The following is a 19,880-nucleotide window of genomic DNA, read 5'->3' on the forward strand; positions in this document are numbered from 1 at the left end:
ACGAAGTGAGCGCGTAATGTGATGTGCTGAGGAGGGCCGGGTTCGTCCAATCATCAACAGCCGGACACCACAGGGCCCGTCCCGCACCACGAGACGGCGAGACGAACCGCCAACGGCCGGTCGGCCGCGGCCATGGGGGACCCGGGAGGGGAGTGGAAGGTGGCGACGGAACAGATCAGGCGCTGGGAATCGGGCGCCCTCGCCCACGCGGTCACGGACCCGTTCGGACAGGGCCCGCTGCCCTGGCTGCGCGGCAGCGAACACTACTTCGACAACGGACAGGTCGTCCCCTGGTACGTCGACCCCGCCGTCGCCCAGGGCGACCCCCGCGTCCCACCACCCCGCAAGCACAACGGCCCCCGCAGCGCCGACGACGTCCACCGCCAGATCAAGGGCTTCGCCAGCACCGGCGCGGTCGCCCCCGGCGAACCCATCGACTTCCGCGTCTCCGTCGACCCGCCCCAGCCCTTCAGCATCGACATCTACCGCATCGGCCATTACGGCGGCGCCGGCGCCGCCAAAATCACCACCAGCCCCCGCCTCGCCGGCATCGTCCAGCCCTCCCCGCTCACCGCGGACCGCACCGTCTCCTGCCACCACTGGTGGCTCTCCTGGCGTCTCCAGGTCCCCACGTACTGGAACCTCGGCGCCTACGTCGCCGTCCTCACCACCGCCGACGGCTACCGCAGCCACATCCCCTTCACCGTCCGCGACGACCACCCCGCCGACCTGCTCCTGCTGCTCCCCGACATCACCTGGCAGGCATACAACCTCTACCCGGAGGACGGCCGCACCGGCGCCAGCCTCTACCACGCCTGGGACGAGAAGGGCGCCCTCCTCGGCGAACGGGACGCCGCCACCACCGTCTCCTTCGACCGCCCCTACGCCGGCGCCGGCCTCCCCCTCCACGTCGGCCACGCCTACGACTTCATCCGCTGGGCCGAGCGCTACGGCTACGACCTCGCCTACGCCGACGCCCGCGATCTGCACGCCGGCCTCGTCGACCCCGCCCGCTACCGCGGCCTGGTCTTCCCCGGCCACGACGAATACTGGACGGTGCCCATGCGCCGCACCGTCGAAAGCGCCCGCGACAGCGGCACCTCCCTCGTCTTCCTCGCCGCCAACACCATGTACTGGCAGGTCGAGCTCTCCCCGTCCCCCTCGGGACCGGACTCCCTGCTCAGCTGCCGCAAACGCCAGGGCCCCGGACGCCCCGCCCTCTGGCGCGAGCTGGGCGAACCCGAGCAGCGGTTGATGGGCATCCAGTACGCGGGCCGGGTCCCCGACCCCGCCCCTCTCGTCGTCCGTAACGGCGACCACTGGCTGTGGGAAGCCACCGGCGCCCACGAAGGCGACGAACTCCCCGGCCTCGTCGCCGGCGAAGCCGACCGCTACTTCCCCCGCACCAGCCTCCCCGAGCACACCAGCCGCATCCTGCTCGCCCACTCCCCCTACCGCGACAGCGAAGGCATCCGCCGCCACCAGGAGACCTCCCTCTACCGCGCCCCCAGTGGCGCCCTGGTCTTCTCCTCCGGCACCTTCGCCTGGTCCCCGGCCCTAGATCGCCCCGGCCACGTCGACCAACGCGTCCAACGCGCCACGGCCAACCTCCTCGACCGCATCTGCAAACGCGACTAGACCGGAGAGACACCGGGGTGGACCTTGCGGCGGGCCTCCCAACGGGCCCCGCAGCGCCCCGCCGACCCTGCGGCACCGGCCCCGCCCCGCATACGGGAGAATCGGAACGACTCCTGGATCAACCTACGCGGAGGCAGCGTGTCCGGTTTCGTAGAAAGGCCCGAGCCCGTGCAGGTCCCCGGGCTCACTCACCTGCACACCGGCAAGGTGCGCGACCTCTATCAGAACGCCGCCGGCGAACTGATCATGGTCGCCAGCGACCGCACCTCCGCCTACGACTGGGTGCTGCCCACCGAGATCCCGGACAAGGGCCGCATCCTCACCCAGCTGTCCCTGTGGTGGTTCGACCAGCTGGCCGACCTGGCCCCCAGCCATGTCCGCTCCACCGACATCCCGGCCGGCGCCCCCGCCGACTGGGCCGGCCGCACCCTCGTCTGCACCTCCCTCGACATGGTCCCGGTCGAATGCGTGGCCCGCGGCTACCTCACCGGCTCCGGCCTCGCCGAGTACCAGCAGTCCCGCACCGTCTGCGGTCTGGCCCTCCCCGAGGGCCTGGTCAACGGCTCCGAACTGCCAGCGCCGATCTTCACCCCGGCCACCAAGGCCGCCGTCGGCGACCACGACGAGAACGTCTCCTACGAAGAGGTCGCCCGCCAGGTCGGCGCCGAGATCGCCGCCCAGCTCCGCCAGACGACCCTCGCCGTCTACAACCGGGCCCGCGATATCGCCCGCGAGCGCGGTGTCATCCTCGCGGACACCAAGTTCGAGTTCGGCTTCGACGAGCGCCCTGGGGGCGAGAAGGTGCTGACCCTGGCCGACGAGGTCCTCACGCCCGACTCCTCCCGCTTCTGGCCCGCCGACCAGTGGCAGCCCGGCCGCCCCCAGCCGTCCTTCGACAAGCAGATCATCCGGGACTGGCTGACCTCACCGGCCGCAGACTGGGACCGTACGGGCGAGCAGCCGCCGCCCGCCCTCCCGCAGGACGTCATCGACCACACCCGCGCCAAGTACGTCGAGGCATACGAACGCCTCACCGGCCTCAGCTGGACCTGACCGCCCGGTGCGCATACACGGGCGGGAACACACGGAAAAGCCCCGGCCGATATCCCATCGACCGGGGCTTTCCTCCTCTGAGCGGACGACGAGGCTCGAACTCGCGACCTCAACCTTGGCAAGGTTGCGCTCTACCAACTGAGCTACGTCCGCACGCCCCGCGAAAGCGCCTGAAACCAGTCGCCGCTGCGCGGTGCGGGCTCCACTATAGCCAACCCCGCTCGCGTGCGATGCGCGCCGCCGCATGACGGTTTTCCGCGGACAGCTTCGCGGTGGCCGACGACAGGTAATTGCGCACCGTCCCCGGAGACAGCGCGGCCCGCTCCGCGATCTCTGTCACGGGCGCTCCGGCCTCGGCGTATTCCAGCACCTCGGCCTCCCGCGCCGTCAGCGGGGAATCCCCCGCACTGATCGCGTCCGCCGCCAACTCCTGATCGACATAACGCTTTCCGGCATGCACCGTGCGAATGATCTCCGCCAGCTGCTGCGCCGACACCGTCTTCGGTACGAACCCCCGCACCCCGGCCTCCAGGGCCCGCTTCAGATGCCCCGGACGCCCATGACTCGTCACGATCATCGACCGGCACCACGGCACCTCACTCCGCAACGATGTGGCCACCGCCACACCGTCCGCCCCCGGCATCTGCAGATCCAGCACCGCCACATCCGGCTCATGCGCCCGCGCCATCGCCCGCGCCTCCGGCCCCGACGCCGCCTCCGCCACCACCAGAAGATCGCCTTCCAGCGACAACAGGGCGGCCAGCGCGCCGCGGATCAGATGCTCGTCGTCGGCGAGCAGTACACGGATCACGTTGTCACTCATCTCGCTTCCCCTCTCCCCCGCCCCCGCCCCGCCCGCCCCGGCCCCCATCCCCGTCCCATCCCCTCGGTCCCTGCCTCCCCTGCCCTGCCCCATCCCTATCCCTGACCGCTCCCCTAGCCCCGATCCCTCAGCCCTCAGTCCTCAGCCCTCACCAAGCCCGCCCCGTGCGACGCCCCCCGCTCCGGTGTCTCCCCCTCCGCGGCCACCGGGAGTTCGACCGTCAGGCGGTACGAGCCCTTCGCGAAGGGGCCCGATTTCAGGGTTCCGCTCAACGGGTCCAGGCGTTCTCGCAGGCCCTTGAGGCCGCTTCCGCTCTGTGGCTCGGTGACATCGCCCGGGGGTGTCACCACGCCGTCGTTCTCCATGGTCATCACCAGTACGCCCAGGTCCCGGTCGACTCGGGTCCGCAGGACGCAGTGGCGGGCTTCGGCCGCATGCCGCAGAACGTTGGTGGTGCCTTCGCGTACGACCCAGCCGAGTGCCGACTCCACCTCCGCCGGCAGCCGCAGGCCCTCCTCTCCCTCGATCCGGCAGTCGACCCCCGCTGCCCGCAGTATGGAACGCGCCCCGGCCAACTCCGCCTGAAGATCAGCTCTCCGGTATCCGCGCACCACCTCCCGTACCTCCCGCTGTGATTCCTGCGCTATCCGCTGCACCTCCACCATCTGCTCGACGGCCTCCGGCCGCTGCCGCCGGGCCAGCTGGACCGCCAGCTCGCTCTTCAGAGCGATCACCGCCAGATTCCGGCCCATGACGTCGTGCAGGTCCCGGCCGAACCGCAGCCGCTCCTCGGCGACCGCGAGCTGCGCCTGGGTCTTGCGCGCCGCGTCCAGTTTCCAGAACACGGCGAGGAGCCAACCCGACGGCCGCGCTATCAGCAAGCTCCACATCCCGGCGATGAACAGGAAGATCCCCAGCATCACCGCGCCCAGCCACACCTGGGTCACCAGGCCGGCCAGGAGCACCAGCCCCGTGGTCGCACCGACCACCGATGCCAGATACCTCCGCTTGGAAACCAGCAGGCTGTAGGCCATGCAGAACGGGGTGAGGGTCGCGCCCACCGCCAATACCACCGTGGCCGCGGTGTCCTCGTCCCAGCCTTCGTTGACTCCCTTGATGGCGAGGACGGCGAACAGCGCGATCTCGGCGGCCAGCGTCAGCACACCCGAGACCAGCATCAGCCGGTGCGGTGTCGCCCCCTGTTGCAGATACCGCCGCAGAGCGCGGTTGAACAGGCTGATCGCCAGGAACCCCTGAGCCGCATTCAGCCCCAGGGCCGCACCGGCCAGGGTGAGGGCCAACGGTTCGTCGACGGTGGTCTTTCCGAGGACGGGTCCCACCCCGCCGATGATGGGGAACCAGGGCAGGAGACACAGCGTCCAGCGGAAGTACGCGTCGACCAGCGCCAACTGGCCCCGGCGCCGCAGCTGCGTCCGCACCCGTCCGATCATGTCCTCCGTGCCCCCGTCGTCCCTCATTGCCGTATGCCGCTAGCGTCGTGGCTCCCAGCGGAACCACCGATGGACAGCAAACACCGCGAGCCCGGCCCAGACCAAGCCGCTGATCAGCAGCTTCACGGTCGCCGCCGGATCCGGGCCGCCGGTCCAGCCGGCACGTATGAGCTCCATCGCCGGTGACATCGGCAGCAGTTGGAGCACACCGGCGACGCGGTCCGGCAGCACTTCGAGCGGAACAACCATTCCGGAACCCATCAGCGACATCATCATGAGGGGCAGCACCACCAGCTGTGAGGCTTCGGCGGACTTGGCGAGGGCGGAGGACGCCGCGGCGAATCCCACGACCGTCAGCATGCCGATCACCAGCCCGGTTATCAGCAGATGCGGCGCGGTCGGCAGCCCCAGGTCCAGCACCACTCCGCCCAGCACCACCAGCAGCACGCACTGCGCCAGCCCCATGAGCACGGACGGCAGGGCGGTGCCGGCCACTATCTCCAGATCCCGCGGCTCTCCGGTGCGCAGCCGCTTGAGGACCAGCTCCTCGCGGCGCGCGACATAGGAGCCGGTGAGGTTGGAGTACACACCGAAGAGCAGCACATAGCCGAGAGCCGCCGGCAACAGCACCGTCCCGACGGACAGGCCGGACCCGCGGAGGTCCATGCCACTGACGGCTTGTTTCATGGCGAACGCCAGGGCGACGGGGATGACCAGCGACATGAACAGCGCCGTCTTGTTGCGACAGAGCAGCGTCAACTCTGCCCGCCCCAGCGCCGTCAGCCGCGCCGTGGCACTGGTCACGGCCGGCGCTCCCGCCCGCTCGGCCGCGGTTGCTCCGATGGTGTTCGTGCTCATGCTTTTTCCAGCCCCTTCGCTATCTCCAGGAAGGCTTCTTCGAGGGACGCGGATCGGACGTCCAGGCCGCGCAGCTCTATCCCCTTGTCCCGCGCCCACACCAGCACTCCGGTCGCGGTCCGTTGCAGTTCGTCGGTCCGCAGCCGGACCGTGCGCCCGGCTATGTCGTGTCCGGTGACGCCCAGGCCCTCCAGGGCCGGGAGATCGCCGAGATGGAAGCCGGCGGGCAGCTCGAAGGAGATATGCGAGGGATGCGCGGCGACGACATCCATGACCTGACCGGCTGCCGCTATCTGCCCGTTGTGCATGATCGCCAGCCGGTCCGCCAGTTCCTCGGCCTCTTCGAGGTAGTGCGTGGTCAGCACGATCGTCGTGCCGGAGTCGCGCAGCTCGCGGACCAACTTCCAGGTTTCGTGACGGGCTTCGGTGTCCAGGCCGGTGGTCGGCTCGTCCAGGAACAGCACCTCGGGTCGGCCGAGCAGTGCCAGGGCGAGGTCCAGCCGCCGTCGTTCACCGCCGGACAGCTGCTTGACCCGGACATCTCTGCGTCGCATCAGCCCCACAGAGCTGAGGGCTTCGTCGACGGGGCGTGCCCCGCTGGTGCAGCCCGCCCACATGCGCAGCGTCTCGGCGGGGGTCAGCTCGGTCGGGAAGCCGCCCTCTTGCAGCATGACGCCGATGCGTGGCCGTACCTTCCGGCGCTCGGTGAAGGGGTCATGGCCGAGCACCCGCACCCGGCCCGCGCTCGGCGCGGCCAGGCCCTCCAGCAGCTCGACCGTGGAGGTCTTGCCCGCGCCGTTGGTTCCCAGGAGCGCGAACAGTTCGCCCTGCCCGACAGAGAAGTCGATGCCGCGTACCGCTTCGAAGCTCTTCTGCGATTTCGCGCGCCGGCCGGTCGTTCCGTAGCTTCTGCGCAGTCCGGTGGCGTCGATCACATTGCAGCCGGTGCCTGCGGTCCTGGTGCCGCTGGGACCGGTGCCCCCGATGTCTTTCTCCCCGATGTTCATGTGTCCAGCGTTCCGCCGGATCATGGTTTCGGGCAGTGCGCCCTGTCATCGCGGCAGATGACAAATGTCAGTTGTCCAAGGGCAGGGAACGGGTTTGCGCGCGGGCGCGCAGAAGAGGGAGGGAAAAGCGAAGAAGGCCCGGTCGCGACGACCGGGCCTTCTTTTTCCGAGCGGACGACGAGGCTCGAACTCGCGACCTCAACCTTGGCAAGGTTGCGCTCTACCAACTGAGCTACGTCCGCAGGCATCCACCCGGCTTTCACCGAGCGGCGCGACAGCTACTCTACCTGATCCTTTGGACTGGTCGAGCAGTCAGAGCGGGTGACAGGGATTGCACACTGCGCCTCCCCCTTGGAAAGGGGGCGCTCTACTACTGAGCTACACCCGCGTGACTCCGTGAGGTCCGGCCTTTCGGCCTCGCCCCTCGGCGTGCTCCAGACTCTAGCTGATCAGTAGGGGTACTGTGCAAGTCGGCTGCGTGCGGACTGTGGAGCGCCGGCAAGTTGGTTAGTGGTTGGCGGCGTTGAAGGCTTCGTAGACCTTCTTCGGGATGCGGCCCCGGGGTGGGACGTCCATCTGGTGGGAGCGGGCCCAGGCGCGGACGGCCGCCGGGTCGGGGGTGACCGCGGTCCGGTGGTAGGTCTTGCCGGACTTGGCGTGCTTGCGTCCCGCTTCCACGAACGGAGCGAGACAAGCGCGCAGTTTCTTCGCATTGGCGGGATTGAGGTCGATCTCGTACGACTTCCCGTCCAATCCGAAGGCGACCGTCTCTGCGGCTTCTCCTCCGTCGATGTCATCGGAGAGCGTTACTACTACTCGCTGCGCCACGGATATCGGTCCTTTCGTGCAGCAGTCCCGTGTTGACATGGGGTGATGCTGCAGATCCGGCTGATTGGAATCAATGCTTTTTCATTTGTACAGTGATGGGCATTGCATTGTGAAGCCCAGTTAATTTCGTCAGCGTGTCATCCCGCAATGCGGACCCTAGATCTTTTCGAGGATTTTCCCCACCGCTCACTCGTGCCGATGCCGGACCGTGATGAAGTCATCAGATATCTATGCGTGTAGATTTTCGAACACGGTACTGTGAGGACACCGATCGGGGTCCGGGGTTCCCCGGAGAAACACAGCCGCACCACACCACCGGGAGTGCCAGTGGCACGCGTCGTAGTCGACGTCATGCTCAAGCCGGAGATCCTCGACCCGCAGGGCCAGGCGGTGCAGCGCGCACTGCCACGCCTGGGTTTCGAGGGGATCGCCGACGTCCGTCAGGGCAAGCGTTTTGAACTTGAGGTGGAGGGTCCGGTCGACGACGCCGCCCTCTCCCGCATCCACGAGATGGCCGAGACCTTCCTCGCCAACACCGTTATCGAAGACTTCACCGTGCACGTCGATGAGCCGGCCGAGGCCAGGTCATGACGGCTCGTATCGGAGTCATTACTTTTCCCGGCACGCTCGACGACCGCGACACCCAGCGCGCGGTCCGGGCCGCCGGGGCCGAAGCGGTACCGCTGTGGCACCGCGACAAGGACCTCAAGCAGGCCGATGCCGTGGTCCTGCCCGGTGGCTTCTCTTATGGCGACTACCTGCGGGCCGGGGCCATCTCTCGTTTCTCGCCGGTGATGGAGACCGTTATCGAGCAGGCGAAGGCCGGAATGCCGGTTCTGGGTATCTGCAACGGCTTCCAGTTGCTCACCGAGTCGCATCTCCTGCCCGGCGCGATGCTGCGCAACAACCATCTGCACTTCATCTGCCGCGACCAGAAGCTGCGGGTGGAGAACGCCGACACCTCCTGGACGACGGACTACGAGACCGGCCAGGAGATCAGCATCCCGCTGAAGAACATCGACGGCCGGTACGTCGCCGACGAGCGCACCCTGGACATGCTGGAGGTCGAGGGCCGGGTGGCCTTCCGCTACCTGGTCGGCGGCGAGGCCGCCGAGGGATACGGAAACCCCAACGGCTCGCTCCGCGACATCGCCGGCATCACCAATGAGGCGGGCAATGTCGTCGGCCTGATGCCGCACCCCGAGCACGCCGTCGAGCCGCTGATCGGTACGGGGCGTACCGACGGCCTCGGATTCTTCACCTCGATCCTGAAGAAGCTGGTCAACGCATGACTCTGGACACCGTCAAGCACGCAGCCGAGACGCCGGACGCCGGCCAGCCGTGGGCCGAACTGGGCCTGAAGCAGGACGAGTACGAGCGGATCCGGGAGATCCTCGGACGCCGTCCCACCGGCGCCGAGCTCGCCATGTACTCGGTCATGTGGTCCGAGCACTGCTCCTACAAGAGCAGCAAGGTCCATCTGAAGCAGTTCGGCGAGAAGGCCCCGCAGACCGACGCGCTGCTCGTCGGCATCGGGGAGAACGCCGGGGTCGTCGACGCCGGCCAGGGGTACGCGGTCACCTTCAAGGTCGAGTCGCACAATCACCCCTCGTACATCGAGCCGTACCAGGGCGCGGCCACGGGTGTGGGCGGCATCGTCCGCGACATTCTCGCGATGGGCGCCCGGCCGGTCGCCGTGATGGACCCGCTGCGCTTCGGTGCGGCCGATCACCCCGACACCAAGCGGGTGCTGCCCGGTGTCGTCGCGGGCATCGGCGGCTACGGCAACTGCCTGGGCCTGCCCAACATCGGCGGCGAGGTGGTCTTCGACCCTTGTTACCAGGGGAATCCGCTGGTCAACGCGCTGTGCGTGGGCGTGATGAAGCATGAGGACATCCATCTCGCCAAGGCGTCCGGCGCCGGCAACAAGGTGATCCTCTACGGGGCGCGTACGGGCGGCGACGGCATCGGCGGCGTGTCCGTCCTGGCGTCGGAGACCTTTGACTCGACGGGGCCCGCCAAGCGTCCTGCCGTCCAGGTCGGTGACCCCTTCCAGGAGAAGCTGCTCATCGAGTGCACCCTGGAGATCTTCAAGGAGGATCTGGTCACCGGCATCCAGGACCTCGGCGGCGCCGGGCTGTCCTGCGCCACCAGCGAGCTGGCCTCGGCCGGCTCCGGCGGGATGCGCGTCGAGCTGGACACCGTGCCGCTGCGTGACTCCTCCCTCTCGCCCGAGGAGATCCTCATGAGCGAGTCGCAGGAGCGGATGTGCGCGATCGTCGAGCCCGGGAAGGTCGACCGCTTCCTGGAGATCTGCGAGAAGTGGGATGTCATCGCGACCGTCATCGGTGAGGTGACCGACGGCGAGCGGCTGGAGATCTTCTGGCACGGTCGGCAGATCGTGGATGTGCCGCCGCGCTCCGTCGCCCATGAGGGGCCGACCTACCACCGGCCGTTCGCACGCCCGGAGTGGCAGGACGCCCTGCAGGCGGACGACGCGAACAAGCTGGCCCGGCCGGACGGCGCCGAGGAGCTGCGCGCGCAGGTCCTCAAGCTGGTGGCCTCGCCCAACCAGGCGTCGAAGGCGTGGATCACCGATCAGTACGACCGCTTCGTGCAGGGCAACACGGTGCTCGCACAGCCGGAGGACTCCGGCATGGTGCGGATCGATGAGCACTCCGACCTGGGCGTGGCGGTGGCCACGGACGGCAACGGGCGGTATGCCAAGCTCGACCCGTACGCAGGTGCGCAACTGGCGCTGGCCGAGGCGTACCGGAATGTCGCCGCGTCCGGCGCCAAGCCGCTGGGGGTCTCCAACTGCCTGAATTTCGGTTCGCCCGAGGACCCGGCGGTGATGTGGCAGTTCGCCGAGGCCACGCGGGGTCTCGCGGACGCCTGCCAGACGCTGGGCACGCCGGTCACCGGCGGCAATGTGTCGCTCTACAACCAGACCGGTGAGGTCGCGATCCATCCGACGCCGGTGGTCGCGGTGCTGGGTGTCATCGATGACGTCAACCGGCGCACCCCGATGGCTTTCGCGGACGAGGGCCACCTGATCCACCTGCTGGGTGACACCCGGGAGGAGCTGGGCGGCTCGGCGTGGTCGCAGGTGGTGCACGAGCACCTCGGTGGGCTGCCGCCGAAGGTCGATCTGGCCCGGGAGCAGCTGCTGGCGGAAATCCTGATCTCGGCTTCGCGTGACGGCATGGTCGACGCGGCGCATGATCTTTCCGACGGTGGTCTGGTCCAGGCGCTGGTGGAGTCGTGTCTGCGCGGCGGCAAGGGTGCCCGCCTGGTGGTGCCCGACGGGATCGACCCGTTCGTGTTCCTGTTCTCGGAGTCGGCGGGCCGGGCGATCGTCGCCGTGCCGCGCAGCGAGGAGCTCCGCTTCACCGACATGTGCGGTGCGCGGGGGCTTCCGGCGACGCGTATCGGTGTGGTCGACGGCGCGGAGATCGACGTCCAGGGGCAGTTCAGCATTCCGCTGAGCGAGCTGAAGGCCGCGCACGAGGAGACCATTCCGGGGCTTGTCGTCTGAGGCTCCGGGCTGGATTCCGGTCCGACGGCCCGCTCTCCCCGCTCGGGGGAGAGCGGGCCGTCGACATTCCCGGGTGGCTGCGGGGCGCGGCACGCGGCGGATTCCGCACGCCGCAATCCCTCGCCTGTGGACAACCGCGCACACCCTCCTGCCCTGTGGAAAACTCCGAGCCGGTGTCGTGCGGTCGCAGTAGCCTCGGCGCATGTCATCAATCCACAGCAGGCCCCGCGCCCGCAGTTACGACTCCGCCAAGATCCGCGCCGCGCTGATCGCGCAGCTCGACCATGTGCGCGCGGCTGTGGGCGAGTTGACGCCGGAGCGGTTCGCGCTGCCGACCAGGCTGGGCGACTGGACGGTGCGGGAGCTGGCCGCGCATCTGTCGCTGGCGATCGGCAGCGTGGCCCGCATATCGCGGGAGCCGGCCCCGGCGAACGTGGAGGTCGAGCTGCTGGACTGGCCGTTCGTCACCGCCGCGTACACATCCGGGGGCGATGAGCACACCCGCGCGCTGGCCGCCGCCAACGATCCCGTGGAGCTGCTGACGCGCACCGCCGAAGAGTTCGCCGAGATACTCCCTGCCGCGTCCGATGACCGGCTGGTGCACGCACGGCCCGGCGCGATGCGGCTGTCCGACTACCTGGTGACCCGCTGCATCGAGCTGGTCGTGCACACCGACGACCTGGCGGCGGCGACCGGTGTGGAGATCCCGTACGACCGTCAGGCCCTGGCCACCGCCACCCGTCTGCTGGCCGACGCGCTCGCCGTCAAGGCGCCCGGCGGGTCGGTGGAGCTCCGGGTGCCGCCGTTCGCGGTGGTGCAGTGCGTGGAGGGCCCGAAGCACACCCGTGGCACTCCGCCGAATGTCGTCGAGACCGACCCGCTGACCTGGCTGCGCCTCGCCACGGGCCGTATGGGGTGGGCCGAGGCGCTGGACGCGGCGACCGTCAGCGCCAGCGGGGAGCGAGCGGACATCAGCGGGTATCTGCCTGTGTTGAGCTGAGGGGAGGGGGGCGAGGGGGGTGGGGGCGGGGGCCCCAGGGAAGCCCCCCGCACCGGGGGGAGGGGCCCCAGGGAAGCCCCCACCCCACTCCCCTTACGTAGCCTCACCCCTCGCCCCTCCCCACCCCACGTCGCGCATCTCACACCCCGCGCTCAGCCCCCTCCACCGCACCCCGCACAAGCGGCTGCCCGAGGCGTGGTACCCGGCAACACCCCAGGTGCCCCAAGGGATGCGGGACCTCCCTGGCCGAAAAGCGCCGCCGCGTAGAGGTGGGCACGCCAAGCGCGTCCGCGTCTCGTTCATGCACTCATCCAGGTGCGCGGCCATCCCCGGTTCGGATGAATCCTCGACCTGCCCTAGACTCATGAACGTGCCACGTGGTGACGGACGACTCAACCACGACCTGCTCCCCGGCGAGAAAGGCCCCCAGGACGCTTGCGGCGTCTTCGGAGTCTGGGCTCCGGGTGAAGAGGTCGCCAAACTCACCTATTTCGGGCTGTACGCGCTGCAGCACCGTGGACAGGAGTCCGCGGGCATCGCAGTGAGCAACGGCTCCCAGATCCTCGTTTTCAAGGACATGGGTCTGGTTTCCCAGGTCTTCGACGAGACTTCCCTCGGCTCCCTCCAGGGCCATATCGCCGTGGGCCACGCCCGCTACTCCACCACCGGTGCCTCGGTGTGGGAGAACGCCCAGCCGACCTTCCGTGCCACCGCGCACGGCTCGATCGCGCTCGGCCACAACGGCAACCTGGTCAACACCGCCGAGCTGGCCGAGATGGTCGCCGCGCTGCCCCGCGAGGGCGGCCGCGCGACCCAGGTCGCGGCCACCAACGACACCGACCTCGTGACCGCGCTGCTGGCCGGCCAGGTCGACGACGACGGCAAGCCGCTGACCGTCGAGGAGGCCGCCCCGCGCGTGCTCCCCAAGGTCATCGGTGCCTTCTCGCTGTGCTTCATGGACGAGCACACCCTCTACGCCGCCCGCGACCCGCAGGGCATCCGCCCGCTGGTTCTGGGCCGCCTGGAGCGCGGCTGGGTGGTGGCCTCCGAAACCGCCGCCCTCGACATCGTGGGTGCCAGCTTCATCCGGGAGATCGAGCCCGGCGAGATGGTCGCCATCGACGAGAACGGCCTGCGCAGCACGCGGTTCGCCGAGGCCCGCCCCAAGGGCTGTGTCTTCGAGTACGTCTACCTCGCCCGCCCGGACACCGACATCGCCGGCCGCAATGTGTACCTCTCCCGGGTGGAGATGGGCCGCAAGCTGGCCGCCGAGGCGCCGGCCGACGCCGATCTGGTGATAGCGACACCGGAGTCCGGCACCCCGGCCGCCGTCGGGTACGCCGAGGCCAGCGGCATTCCGTACGGCTCCGGACTGGTCAAGAACTCCTACGTCGGCCGGACGTTCATCCAGCCCTCGCAGACCATCCGCCAGCTGGGCATCCGCCTCAAGCTCAACCCGCTGAAGGAAGTCATCCGCGGCAAGCGCCTGGTGGTCGTCGACGACTCGATCGTCCGCGGCAACACCCAGCGCGCGCTCGTCCGGATGCTCCGCGAGGCCGGGGCGGCCGAGGTGCACATCCGCATCAGCAGCCCTCCCATCAAATGGCCGTGCTTCTTCGGCATCGACTTCGCCACCCGCGCGGAACTGATCGCCAACGGGCTGAGCGTCGAGGAGATCGGCAAGTCGCTGGGCGCCGACTCCCTGGCGTACATCTCCATCGACGGCATGATCGAGGCGACCACCATCGCCAAGCCGAATCTGTGCCGCGCCTGCTTCGACGGCGAGTACCCGATGGAGCTGCCCGACCCCGGGCTGCTGGGCAAGCACCTCCTGGAGTCGGAGACCGCCGCGCCGACGAAGTCCGATGTGGACGGCGTCCAGACGCTGACGGCCGGCGTCGGCGGCGCCGACGCGCTGCGCCGCCCGTAGAGCTCGTACACACACGAAACGAAAGTTCTCAGCCATGTCCGCTGAATCCATGGGTGCCAGCTACGCAGCCGCCGGTGTCGACATCGAAGCCGGCGACCGCGCCGTCGACCTCATGAAGGAGTGGGTCAGGAAGGCCACCCGCCCCGAGGCCGTCGGCGGGCTCGGCGGTTTCGCCGGCCTCTTCGACGCGTCGGCGCTGAAGCGGTACGAGCGTCCGCTGCTGGCCTCGGCCACCGACGGCGTCGGCACCAAGGTCGACATCGCCCGCAAGATGGGCGTGTACGACACGATCGGCCACGACCTCGTCGGCATGGTCGTCGACGACCTGGTCGTCTGCGGCGCCGAGCCGCTGTTCATGACCGACTACATCTGCGTCGGCAAGGTCTACCCCGAGCGGGTCGCCGCGATCGTGAAGGGCATCGCCGAGGGCTGTGTCCTGGCCGGCTGCGCGCTGGTCGGCGGGGAGACCGCCGAGCATCCGGGGCTGCTGGGCGTGGACGAGTTCGATGTCGCCGGCGCCGGTACGGGCGTGGTCGAGGCCGACCGGCTGCTGGGCGCGGATCGCATCCGTACGGGCGACGCGGTGATCGCGATGGCATCGTCCGGACTTCACTCGAACGGGTACTCGCTGGTCCGCCACGTGCTGTTCGACCGCGCGGGAATGGTCCTGGACCGGGACGTCCCGGAGTTCGGCCGCACCCTGGGCGAGGAGCTGCTGGAGCCCACCAAGATCTACTCGCTGGACTGCCTGGCGCTCACCCGTACGGCCGAGGTGCACGCCTTCTCGCACATCACCGGCGGCGGCCTGGCCAACAACCTCGCCCGGGTGATCCCGGACGGTCTGCACGCCACGATCGACCGCTCCACCTGGACGCCGGGCGCGGTCTTCGACCTCGTCGGCGCGGCCGGCTCGGTCGAGCGCCCGGAGCTGGAGAAGACCCTGAACATGGGCGTCGGCATGATCGCCGTCGTCCCCCAGGAGGCGGTCGATGTCGCGCTGACCACCCTCGCCGACCGCGGCGTGGACGCCTGGCTCAGCGGGGAGATCGTCGAGCGCGGTGACCGCGCCGAGGCAGTGACCCTGACCGGTGCGTACGCACGCTAGCCGCCGTCGCCGGCCGGGCCGTGGAGCCCTTCCCCATGCCCTGAACGGGCCGGGGGAGGTACCCCATCATCGTCGGCCGTCCGAGCAGCACAGAACCCGGTCCGGGCGCGATGTCCCGGACCGGGTCCTCGGTGCTGTTGTCAGAGCCGCGTACGCGCGGCAGCCTCAGGCGCGACGGCGCTGGTCGGACGAGTCGCCCTCGTCCTCATCGTCGTCGTCCTTGTTGTACAGCTCTGCGTACCGTGCGTACGGGTCGTCCTCGTCATCCTCGAACGGCTCGCCGTTCGGAGGCTGCTGGCTCGACTGCGATGCACCCAGCTCGTCAGCCAGTCGTGAGAGATCCGTCCCACCGCTGCTGTACTTCAGCTGGCGGGCGACCTTTGTCTGCTTGGCCTTGGCCCGGCCGCGCCCCATGGGTCGACCCCCTCAATGACGGGGCTCGATGGCCCCAGAGTCTTGAACGCGTTCACGATGCAGAGCGGACTCTCGACAGAGAGACCGGCTCGTAGGGCTTCAACGGTACCTGCTTCCGCGGCCATACGGTACGTCGCCCGCATCACCCGCCGGTCGGCACAACCCGCGAGGCGCCCTTTCCTCGCTGGTCAACTGCGATTTTAACCTGTCCCATACGGCGACCCGCCGACGGGTGGTGAGGGATGTCTCCCCGACCACCCGTGACGGGTACCACAAGGCCGGATCTTCAGCGGATTCGGTGGATTCGACGGATTGGGCGGATCTCGCGCGTACGGCGAGATATGTTCCGTGACGGATGGCTGGATTTAATCGGACATATGAGCTGTTCCAGTCTCGGTCAGACGCGCCGGCCTTTGCGTCGGGCGTCGGCCATGCGCTGCTCGGCGAGCCGGTCCGCCGCCTCGGCCGGGGGGATGCCCTCCGCCTTCGCACGAGCGAATATCGCCAGCGTGGTGTCGAAGATCTTCGTGGCCTTGGCCTTGCAGCGGTCGAAGTCGAAGCCGTGCAGCTCGTCGGCGACCTGGATGACGCCGCCGGCGTTCACGACGTAGTCCGGGGCGTAGAGGATGCCCCGGTCGGACAGGTCCTTCTCGACCCCGGGGTGCGCGAGCTGGTTGTTGGCGGCACCGCACACGATCTTCGCGGTCATCGCCGCCACCGAGTCGTCGTCCAGCGCGCCGCCCAGGGCGCACGGCGCGTACACGTCCAGACCCTCGACGCGGATCAGCGCGTCGGTGTCCGCGACGGCGGTCACCTGCGGGTGCCTGGCGCGGACCCGGCCCACCGGCTCGGCGCGCACATCCGTGATCACGACCTCGGCGCCGTCCTGGAGGAGGTGTTCGACGAGGTGGTGGCCCACCTTGCCGACGCCCGCGATGCCGACCGTGCGGCCGCGCAGCGTCGGGTCGCCCCACAGGTGCTGCGCCGAGGCGCGCATGCCCTGGAAGACGCCGAATGCGGTCAGCACGGAGGAGTCGCCGGCGCCGCCGTTCTCGGGCGAGCGGCCGGTGGTCCACTTGTTGGTACGGGCGACGACGTTCATGTCGGCGACGTAGGTGCCGACATCGCACGCGGTGACATAGCGGCCCCCGAGGGAGGCCACAAATCGGCCGTAGGAGAGCAGGAGTTCCTCGGTTTTGACCACCTCGGGGTCACCGATGATCACGGCCTTGCCGCCGCCGTGCTCCAGCCCGGCGAGGGCGTTCTTGTACGACATACCGCGTGAGAGGTTGAGAGCGTCCAGGACGGCCTCTTCCTCGGAGGCGTACGCGTGGAAGCGGGTACCGCCGAGAGCGGGGCCCAGAGCGGTGCTGTGGATGGCGATCACGGCCTTGAGGCCGCTGGCGCGGTCCTGGCAGAGCACGACTTGCTCATGTCCGCCCTGCTCCGTGCGGAACAGGGTGTGCAGAACGCCGCCGTCGGCGTGTGGGGGTCCCCCCTGCTCGAACGCAGCTGAGAGCCTGGGGGTAGCGGCAGGACGTACGTCAGTCACTGTGGTGACTCCCATAAGTCGCGGAGGACGCCCTCCTGCGGGTGGGGGAGGGCCGGTCGGGAAGAGCGTAAGACCTCCGGGGTGTGCTGATCGGCCAGGTGCCGAGGATCACCCACTCCTGGGGGACGGGCGTGGCACGATCTGCCGTATCCCAGGCCGGGCGGGGGTAGGCAACTCCCGGCGGTGGACTTCCCTTTGAAGGAGCGGGCGTGGCCTTGGCGTCGTCGGTGATGGTCCCGTATGTGGCATATCTACGGGTCTACGAGCCGCTGGCAGCGTTCCCGGAGCCGGAGCGCTCCCATTGGGCCCGTTACGCCAAGCGTAGGCACACCCCCACCGCCCAGGACGAACAGCGCCGGGCGCTGGCCGATCTGCTGCCCACCCCGCCGGTGCCGGTCCCGGTCCACGAGAGCGCCGACGCGTTCGTCGCCGTGGTGAACGGGGTGGTCTGCGTCTGTCCGTGGCGCACCCGGCTGCGCGGCTGGCAGGCCCTGGAGTCGCTGGAGCGGCTGCTGCCGACGCCGGTGCTGGACGCGGCGCTGCCCCCGGTGGTGCGCCGGCAGGCGGCCACCGACTATGAGCAGTGGCGGGAGCGGAATCCGGACGCCCGGCCGTGGATCCGTGAGGCGAGCTGGCATGTTCCGGTCCGCTGGTTCGTGCTGTTCGACGACTCCGAGCGGGAGTACACGAAGGGTGAGCACGGGTTGCTGCTGCGTTACCGGACGCCGATGGTGCAGGCGCGGCGCCGGGTCGCGCGCGGGCTGCGGACGCTGCGGGACGCGCTTGAGGAAGGGCGGCTGATCGACGGCCTGGTAGATGTGGGGCGCTGGCTCGAAGAATTCCATCCGCGTTCGTTCGTGGAACTGGATTACGGAGGGCTGGTGCACGCGGTGCCCGAGGGGCAGCTCGCCGAGGACCATTCCGCCGCGGAGGTGGCGGAGGGGCTGGCGGCGCTGCGCGAGGGGGACGGCGAGCGGGCCGGCGCCGCGTACGAGAGGTTGTCGGAGCGGTGGCGTGCGGTGCGTGAGCGCCAATTCGCCAGCTGAGCGCAATAACGGTTTGTGCTCGGAGGCTTCGCTATTCGGGCCATGTCCGAAAAGATGTGCTGGGTTTGATTGTCCATGAGTATGACATGGGACGTAGGTCCTGATCCGGACGATTGCCTCAAGCGTGACCTAAAGCACTGACTTCGGGTCTTGCCCCCAAGCCATACCCTCGTGCCAAAATAGGACAAGGAGCCTGACAAGGGCTCCATCCGTCCAACTAAGGGCGGATAGATCGCTCTTGCGCTCCTTGTGTGCCTCGTGGCGGCTGATCACGTTGTGACTGTTCGTCACGGTGGTGTGACTGTCCGCTATGGGTCGGTCCATCGGCTTCCGCCGAGGTTGAACACCTGAGAGGGCAATTCCATCGGTTTGGCCGACGTGGCTGGACAGATGGTGTAGTTGTAGTGCCGAGGACAAGCCGTTCGTCCTATAACCGACTCGGCCCGCGTCCGCCATTTCGGGCAACGCGGGTCAAGGTGCAGAATTTAGAGGAAAGAACCGTGATGGTTCGGTTCTCCCGAGGAGGCCGCTCATGACCGCTCGCACCCCTGACGCCGAGCCGCTGCTTACCCCTGCCGAGGTTGCCACGATGTTCCGCGTGGACCCGAAGACGGTGACCCGTTGGGCCAAGGCAGGCAAGCTCACGTCCATCCGCACGCTCGGAGGGCATCGGCGTTACCGCGAGGCTGAGGTCCGCGCACTGCTCGCGGGTATCCCGCAGCAGCGCAGCGAGGCCTGAATAACCGCATAGCCGGGCTGTTTTCGGGCCCCCCAACCCGTAAACACCCACTTGGCACCACTTAGCTCCACCTGTTCCATCAAGCTCCACTCAGCTTTACCGACGCGGCGCCTGCCCCAACAGGCCCGGCACCCGCTCCATCTGGGTACGTCATCGATCGCGCTGGACTCCGCCGGGTCCAGCGCGATTTTTTTGTGTGTACGCCCGCTCCCGGGCCGCTCGCCGGGGTTCGGTCGACCGGGCGCCGGCGCACCCCAGGACGGCGTCGAAGGCGCCGTCAGGGCTCCTCAGAGGGCCTCTCCGAGTGGACGCGGCGGTCCCGTTCGGGAGCCGTCGGAGGATGGTGCAATTGCACATATTAAATTGACCAGTTGTAGGAAGGGTGTAAGTTCCCCGTTCCGTAAAACTTGTTCGGTGACTCCCGTCACACGGCGAAGTGCTTGAACGCGGTGTGGCGACTGCGGTAATGAACTCCCGACGCCGTCACCCAACAGCGTGTCACCGCACGGCGGGTGGGGGCGTGGCATCGGTCATCGGGTCGGGGGGCTTTCGTCCTCCGTCGCGGGCGGCCCGTAGACGGCCTGAGGGGAGTCCGTAGCGGCGGCGGGCGTCGCGGGCCCGGAGCGGGCCTTGTGCGGCTCCATGGCGAGGCGTAGCAGCTGATGGCAGATGGGGCAGTGCCGCGTCAGGTGGCGGTAGCCCGTGGCGGCCGCCAGATGGGCGCGCAAAAGCGCCCTGGTTTCGTGCCTTGCCGCTGTTGTCATTGCACGCACCTCCCCGGCCCCGCGCTTCCTCTGTGAGTACCGGCGGTACGTGCCGCCGTCAAGACGGCCGAAGCCCCCGGCCGTCACTGGATGCAGCCTTCGGGCCACGACGTGCAACGGCGCCCGCCCTGGTG

18 protein-coding genes and 3 tRNA genes are annotated in these 19,880 nt (G+C 68.9%); 10 read left to right on the forward strand and 11 right to left on the reverse strand.

The genetic code is table 11. From position 1 onward, the window contains the following. The first annotated feature begins 159 nt into the window (after positions 1-159). Both K9S39_RS23925 and K9S39_RS23930 read left to right on the forward strand, forming a co-directional pair. Positions 160-1,638: a N,N-dimethylformamidase beta subunit family domain-containing protein gene (locus K9S39_RS23925; RefSeq protein ID WP_248865393.1), complete on the forward strand. Its 1,479-nt coding sequence runs from the start codon at positions 160-162 to the stop codon at positions 1,636-1,638. Positions 1,639-1,776: 138 nt separating this feature from the next. Further along, positions 1,777-2,691, forward strand: a complete 915-nt coding sequence (locus tag K9S39_RS23930) for a phosphoribosylaminoimidazolesuccinocarboxamide synthase (RefSeq protein ID WP_248865394.1) — start codon at positions 1,777-1,779, stop codon at positions 2,689-2,691. Between the two features lie 80 nt (positions 2,692-2,771). On the opposite strand, the gene K9S39_RS23935 is transcribed toward K9S39_RS23930, so the two are convergent. The 8 genes from K9S39_RS23935 to K9S39_RS23970 all read right to left on the reverse strand — a co-directional run bounded on the left by K9S39_RS23935 (position 2,772) and on the right by K9S39_RS23970 (position 7,658). Next, positions 2,772-2,844, reverse strand: a tRNA-Gly gene (locus K9S39_RS23935). A 52-nt stretch (positions 2,845-2,896) separates the two neighbouring features. Beyond that, positions 2,897-3,514 (reverse strand): response regulator transcription factor, encoded by a 618-nt coding sequence (locus K9S39_RS23940; RefSeq protein WP_248865395.1) that lies wholly within the window; start codon positions 3,512-3,514, stop codon positions 2,897-2,899. Between the two features lie 134 nt (positions 3,515-3,648). Beyond that, positions 3,649-4,992 (reverse strand): sensor histidine kinase, encoded by a 1,344-nt coding sequence (locus K9S39_RS23945; protein ID WP_248865396.1) that lies wholly within the window; start codon positions 4,990-4,992, stop codon positions 3,649-3,651. A gap of 12 nt (positions 4,993-5,004) precedes the next feature. Next, the gene (locus K9S39_RS23950; RefSeq protein WP_248865397.1) at positions 5,005-5,823 is read right to left on the reverse strand and encodes an ABC transporter permease; all 819 of its coding nucleotides are present in this window, start codon (positions 5,821-5,823) and stop codon (positions 5,005-5,007) included. Beyond that, a complete protein-coding gene (locus K9S39_RS23955) occupies positions 5,820-6,830 on the reverse strand; it encodes an ABC transporter ATP-binding protein (protein ID WP_248865398.1) in 1,011 nt (336 codons plus the stop codon). Before K9S39_RS23955 ends, K9S39_RS23950 begins: the two co-directional genes overlap by 4 nt. Before the next feature lie 169 nt (positions 6,831-6,999). Continuing rightward, positions 7,000-7,072 (reverse strand) — tRNA-Gly (locus K9S39_RS23960). Between the two features lie 74 nt (positions 7,073-7,146). Beyond that, positions 7,147-7,218, reverse strand: a tRNA-Gly gene (locus tag K9S39_RS23965). Positions 7,219-7,337: 119 nt separating this feature from the next. Beyond that, positions 7,338-7,658 (reverse strand): histone-like nucleoid-structuring protein Lsr2, encoded by a 321-nt coding sequence (locus tag K9S39_RS23970; RefSeq protein ID WP_248865399.1) that lies wholly within the window; start codon positions 7,656-7,658, stop codon positions 7,338-7,340. 327 nt (positions 7,659-7,985) lie between these two features. Between K9S39_RS23970 and purS the strand changes: the two genes are divergently transcribed. From purS to purM, 6 genes are all read left to right on the forward strand, one after another. After that, the gene (gene purS, locus K9S39_RS23975; RefSeq protein WP_248865400.1) at positions 7,986-8,249 is read left to right on the forward strand and encodes a phosphoribosylformylglycinamidine synthase subunit PurS; all 264 of its coding nucleotides are present in this window, start codon (positions 7,986-7,988) and stop codon (positions 8,247-8,249) included. Then, positions 8,246-8,950, forward strand: coding sequence for a phosphoribosylformylglycinamidine synthase subunit PurQ (gene purQ / locus K9S39_RS23980; RefSeq protein WP_248865401.1), 705 nt, complete (start codon positions 8,246-8,248; stop codon positions 8,948-8,950). Before purS ends, purQ begins: the two co-directional genes overlap by 4 nt. After that, the gene (gene purL, locus K9S39_RS23985) at positions 8,947-11,196 is read left to right on the forward strand and encodes a phosphoribosylformylglycinamidine synthase subunit PurL (protein WP_248865402.1); all 2,250 of its coding nucleotides are present in this window, start codon (positions 8,947-8,949) and stop codon (positions 11,194-11,196) included. The genes purQ and purL overlap by 4 nt, the downstream gene beginning before the upstream one ends. 202 nt (positions 11,197-11,398) lie before the next feature. Further along, positions 11,399-12,196: a maleylpyruvate isomerase family mycothiol-dependent enzyme gene (locus tag K9S39_RS23990; RefSeq protein ID WP_248865403.1), complete on the forward strand. Its 798-nt coding sequence runs from the start codon at positions 11,399-11,401 to the stop codon at positions 12,194-12,196. A 370-nt stretch (positions 12,197-12,566) separates the two neighbouring features. Next, positions 12,567-14,126, forward strand: coding sequence for an amidophosphoribosyltransferase (gene purF / locus K9S39_RS23995; protein WP_248865404.1), 1,560 nt, complete (start codon positions 12,567-12,569; stop codon positions 14,124-14,126). A 34-nt stretch (positions 14,127-14,160) separates the two neighbouring features. Continuing rightward, positions 14,161-15,231 carry a phosphoribosylformylglycinamidine cyclo-ligase gene (gene purM / locus K9S39_RS24000; RefSeq protein ID WP_248865405.1) on the forward strand — a complete coding sequence of 357 codons (1,071 nt, stop codon included), beginning with the start codon at positions 14,161-14,163 and terminating at the stop codon, positions 15,229-15,231. A 165-nt stretch (positions 15,232-15,396) separates the two neighbouring features. Here purM and K9S39_RS24005 read toward each other — a convergent pair whose 3' ends face one another. Beyond that, positions 15,397-15,645: a DUF3073 domain-containing protein gene (locus K9S39_RS24005; RefSeq protein WP_248865406.1), complete on the reverse strand. Its 249-nt coding sequence runs from the start codon at positions 15,643-15,645 to the stop codon at positions 15,397-15,399. Positions 15,646-16,042: 397 nt separating this feature from the next. Then, complete coding sequence (locus K9S39_RS24010; protein WP_248865407.1) at positions 16,043-17,212, reverse strand: Leu/Phe/Val dehydrogenase; 1,170 nt, start codon at positions 17,210-17,212, stop codon at positions 16,043-16,045. A 194-nt stretch (positions 17,213-17,406) separates the two neighbouring features. On the opposite strand from K9S39_RS24010, the gene K9S39_RS24015 reads away from it, so the two are divergent. Together K9S39_RS24015 and bldC are read left to right on the forward strand one after the other, a co-directional pair. Next, a complete protein-coding gene (locus K9S39_RS24015; protein ID WP_248865408.1) occupies positions 17,407-18,243 on the forward strand; it encodes a hypothetical protein in 837 nt (278 codons plus the stop codon). Positions 18,244-18,775: 532 nt separating this feature from the next. After that, positions 18,776-18,982: a developmental transcriptional regulator BldC gene (gene bldC / locus K9S39_RS24020; RefSeq protein ID WP_003949541.1), complete on the forward strand. Its 207-nt coding sequence runs from the start codon at positions 18,776-18,778 to the stop codon at positions 18,980-18,982. A 530-nt stretch (positions 18,983-19,512) separates the two neighbouring features. Here bldC and K9S39_RS24025 read toward each other — a convergent pair. Beyond that, a complete protein-coding gene (locus K9S39_RS24025; RefSeq protein ID WP_248865409.1) occupies positions 19,513-19,746 on the reverse strand; it encodes a DUF6274 family protein in 234 nt (77 codons plus the stop codon). Positions 19,747-19,880: the final 134 nt, after the last annotated feature.

The organism is Streptomyces halobius (assembly GCF_023277745.1).
GTDB classification, from domain to species: Bacteria; Actinomycetota; Actinomycetes; order Streptomycetales; family Streptomycetaceae; genus Streptomyces; species Streptomyces halobius.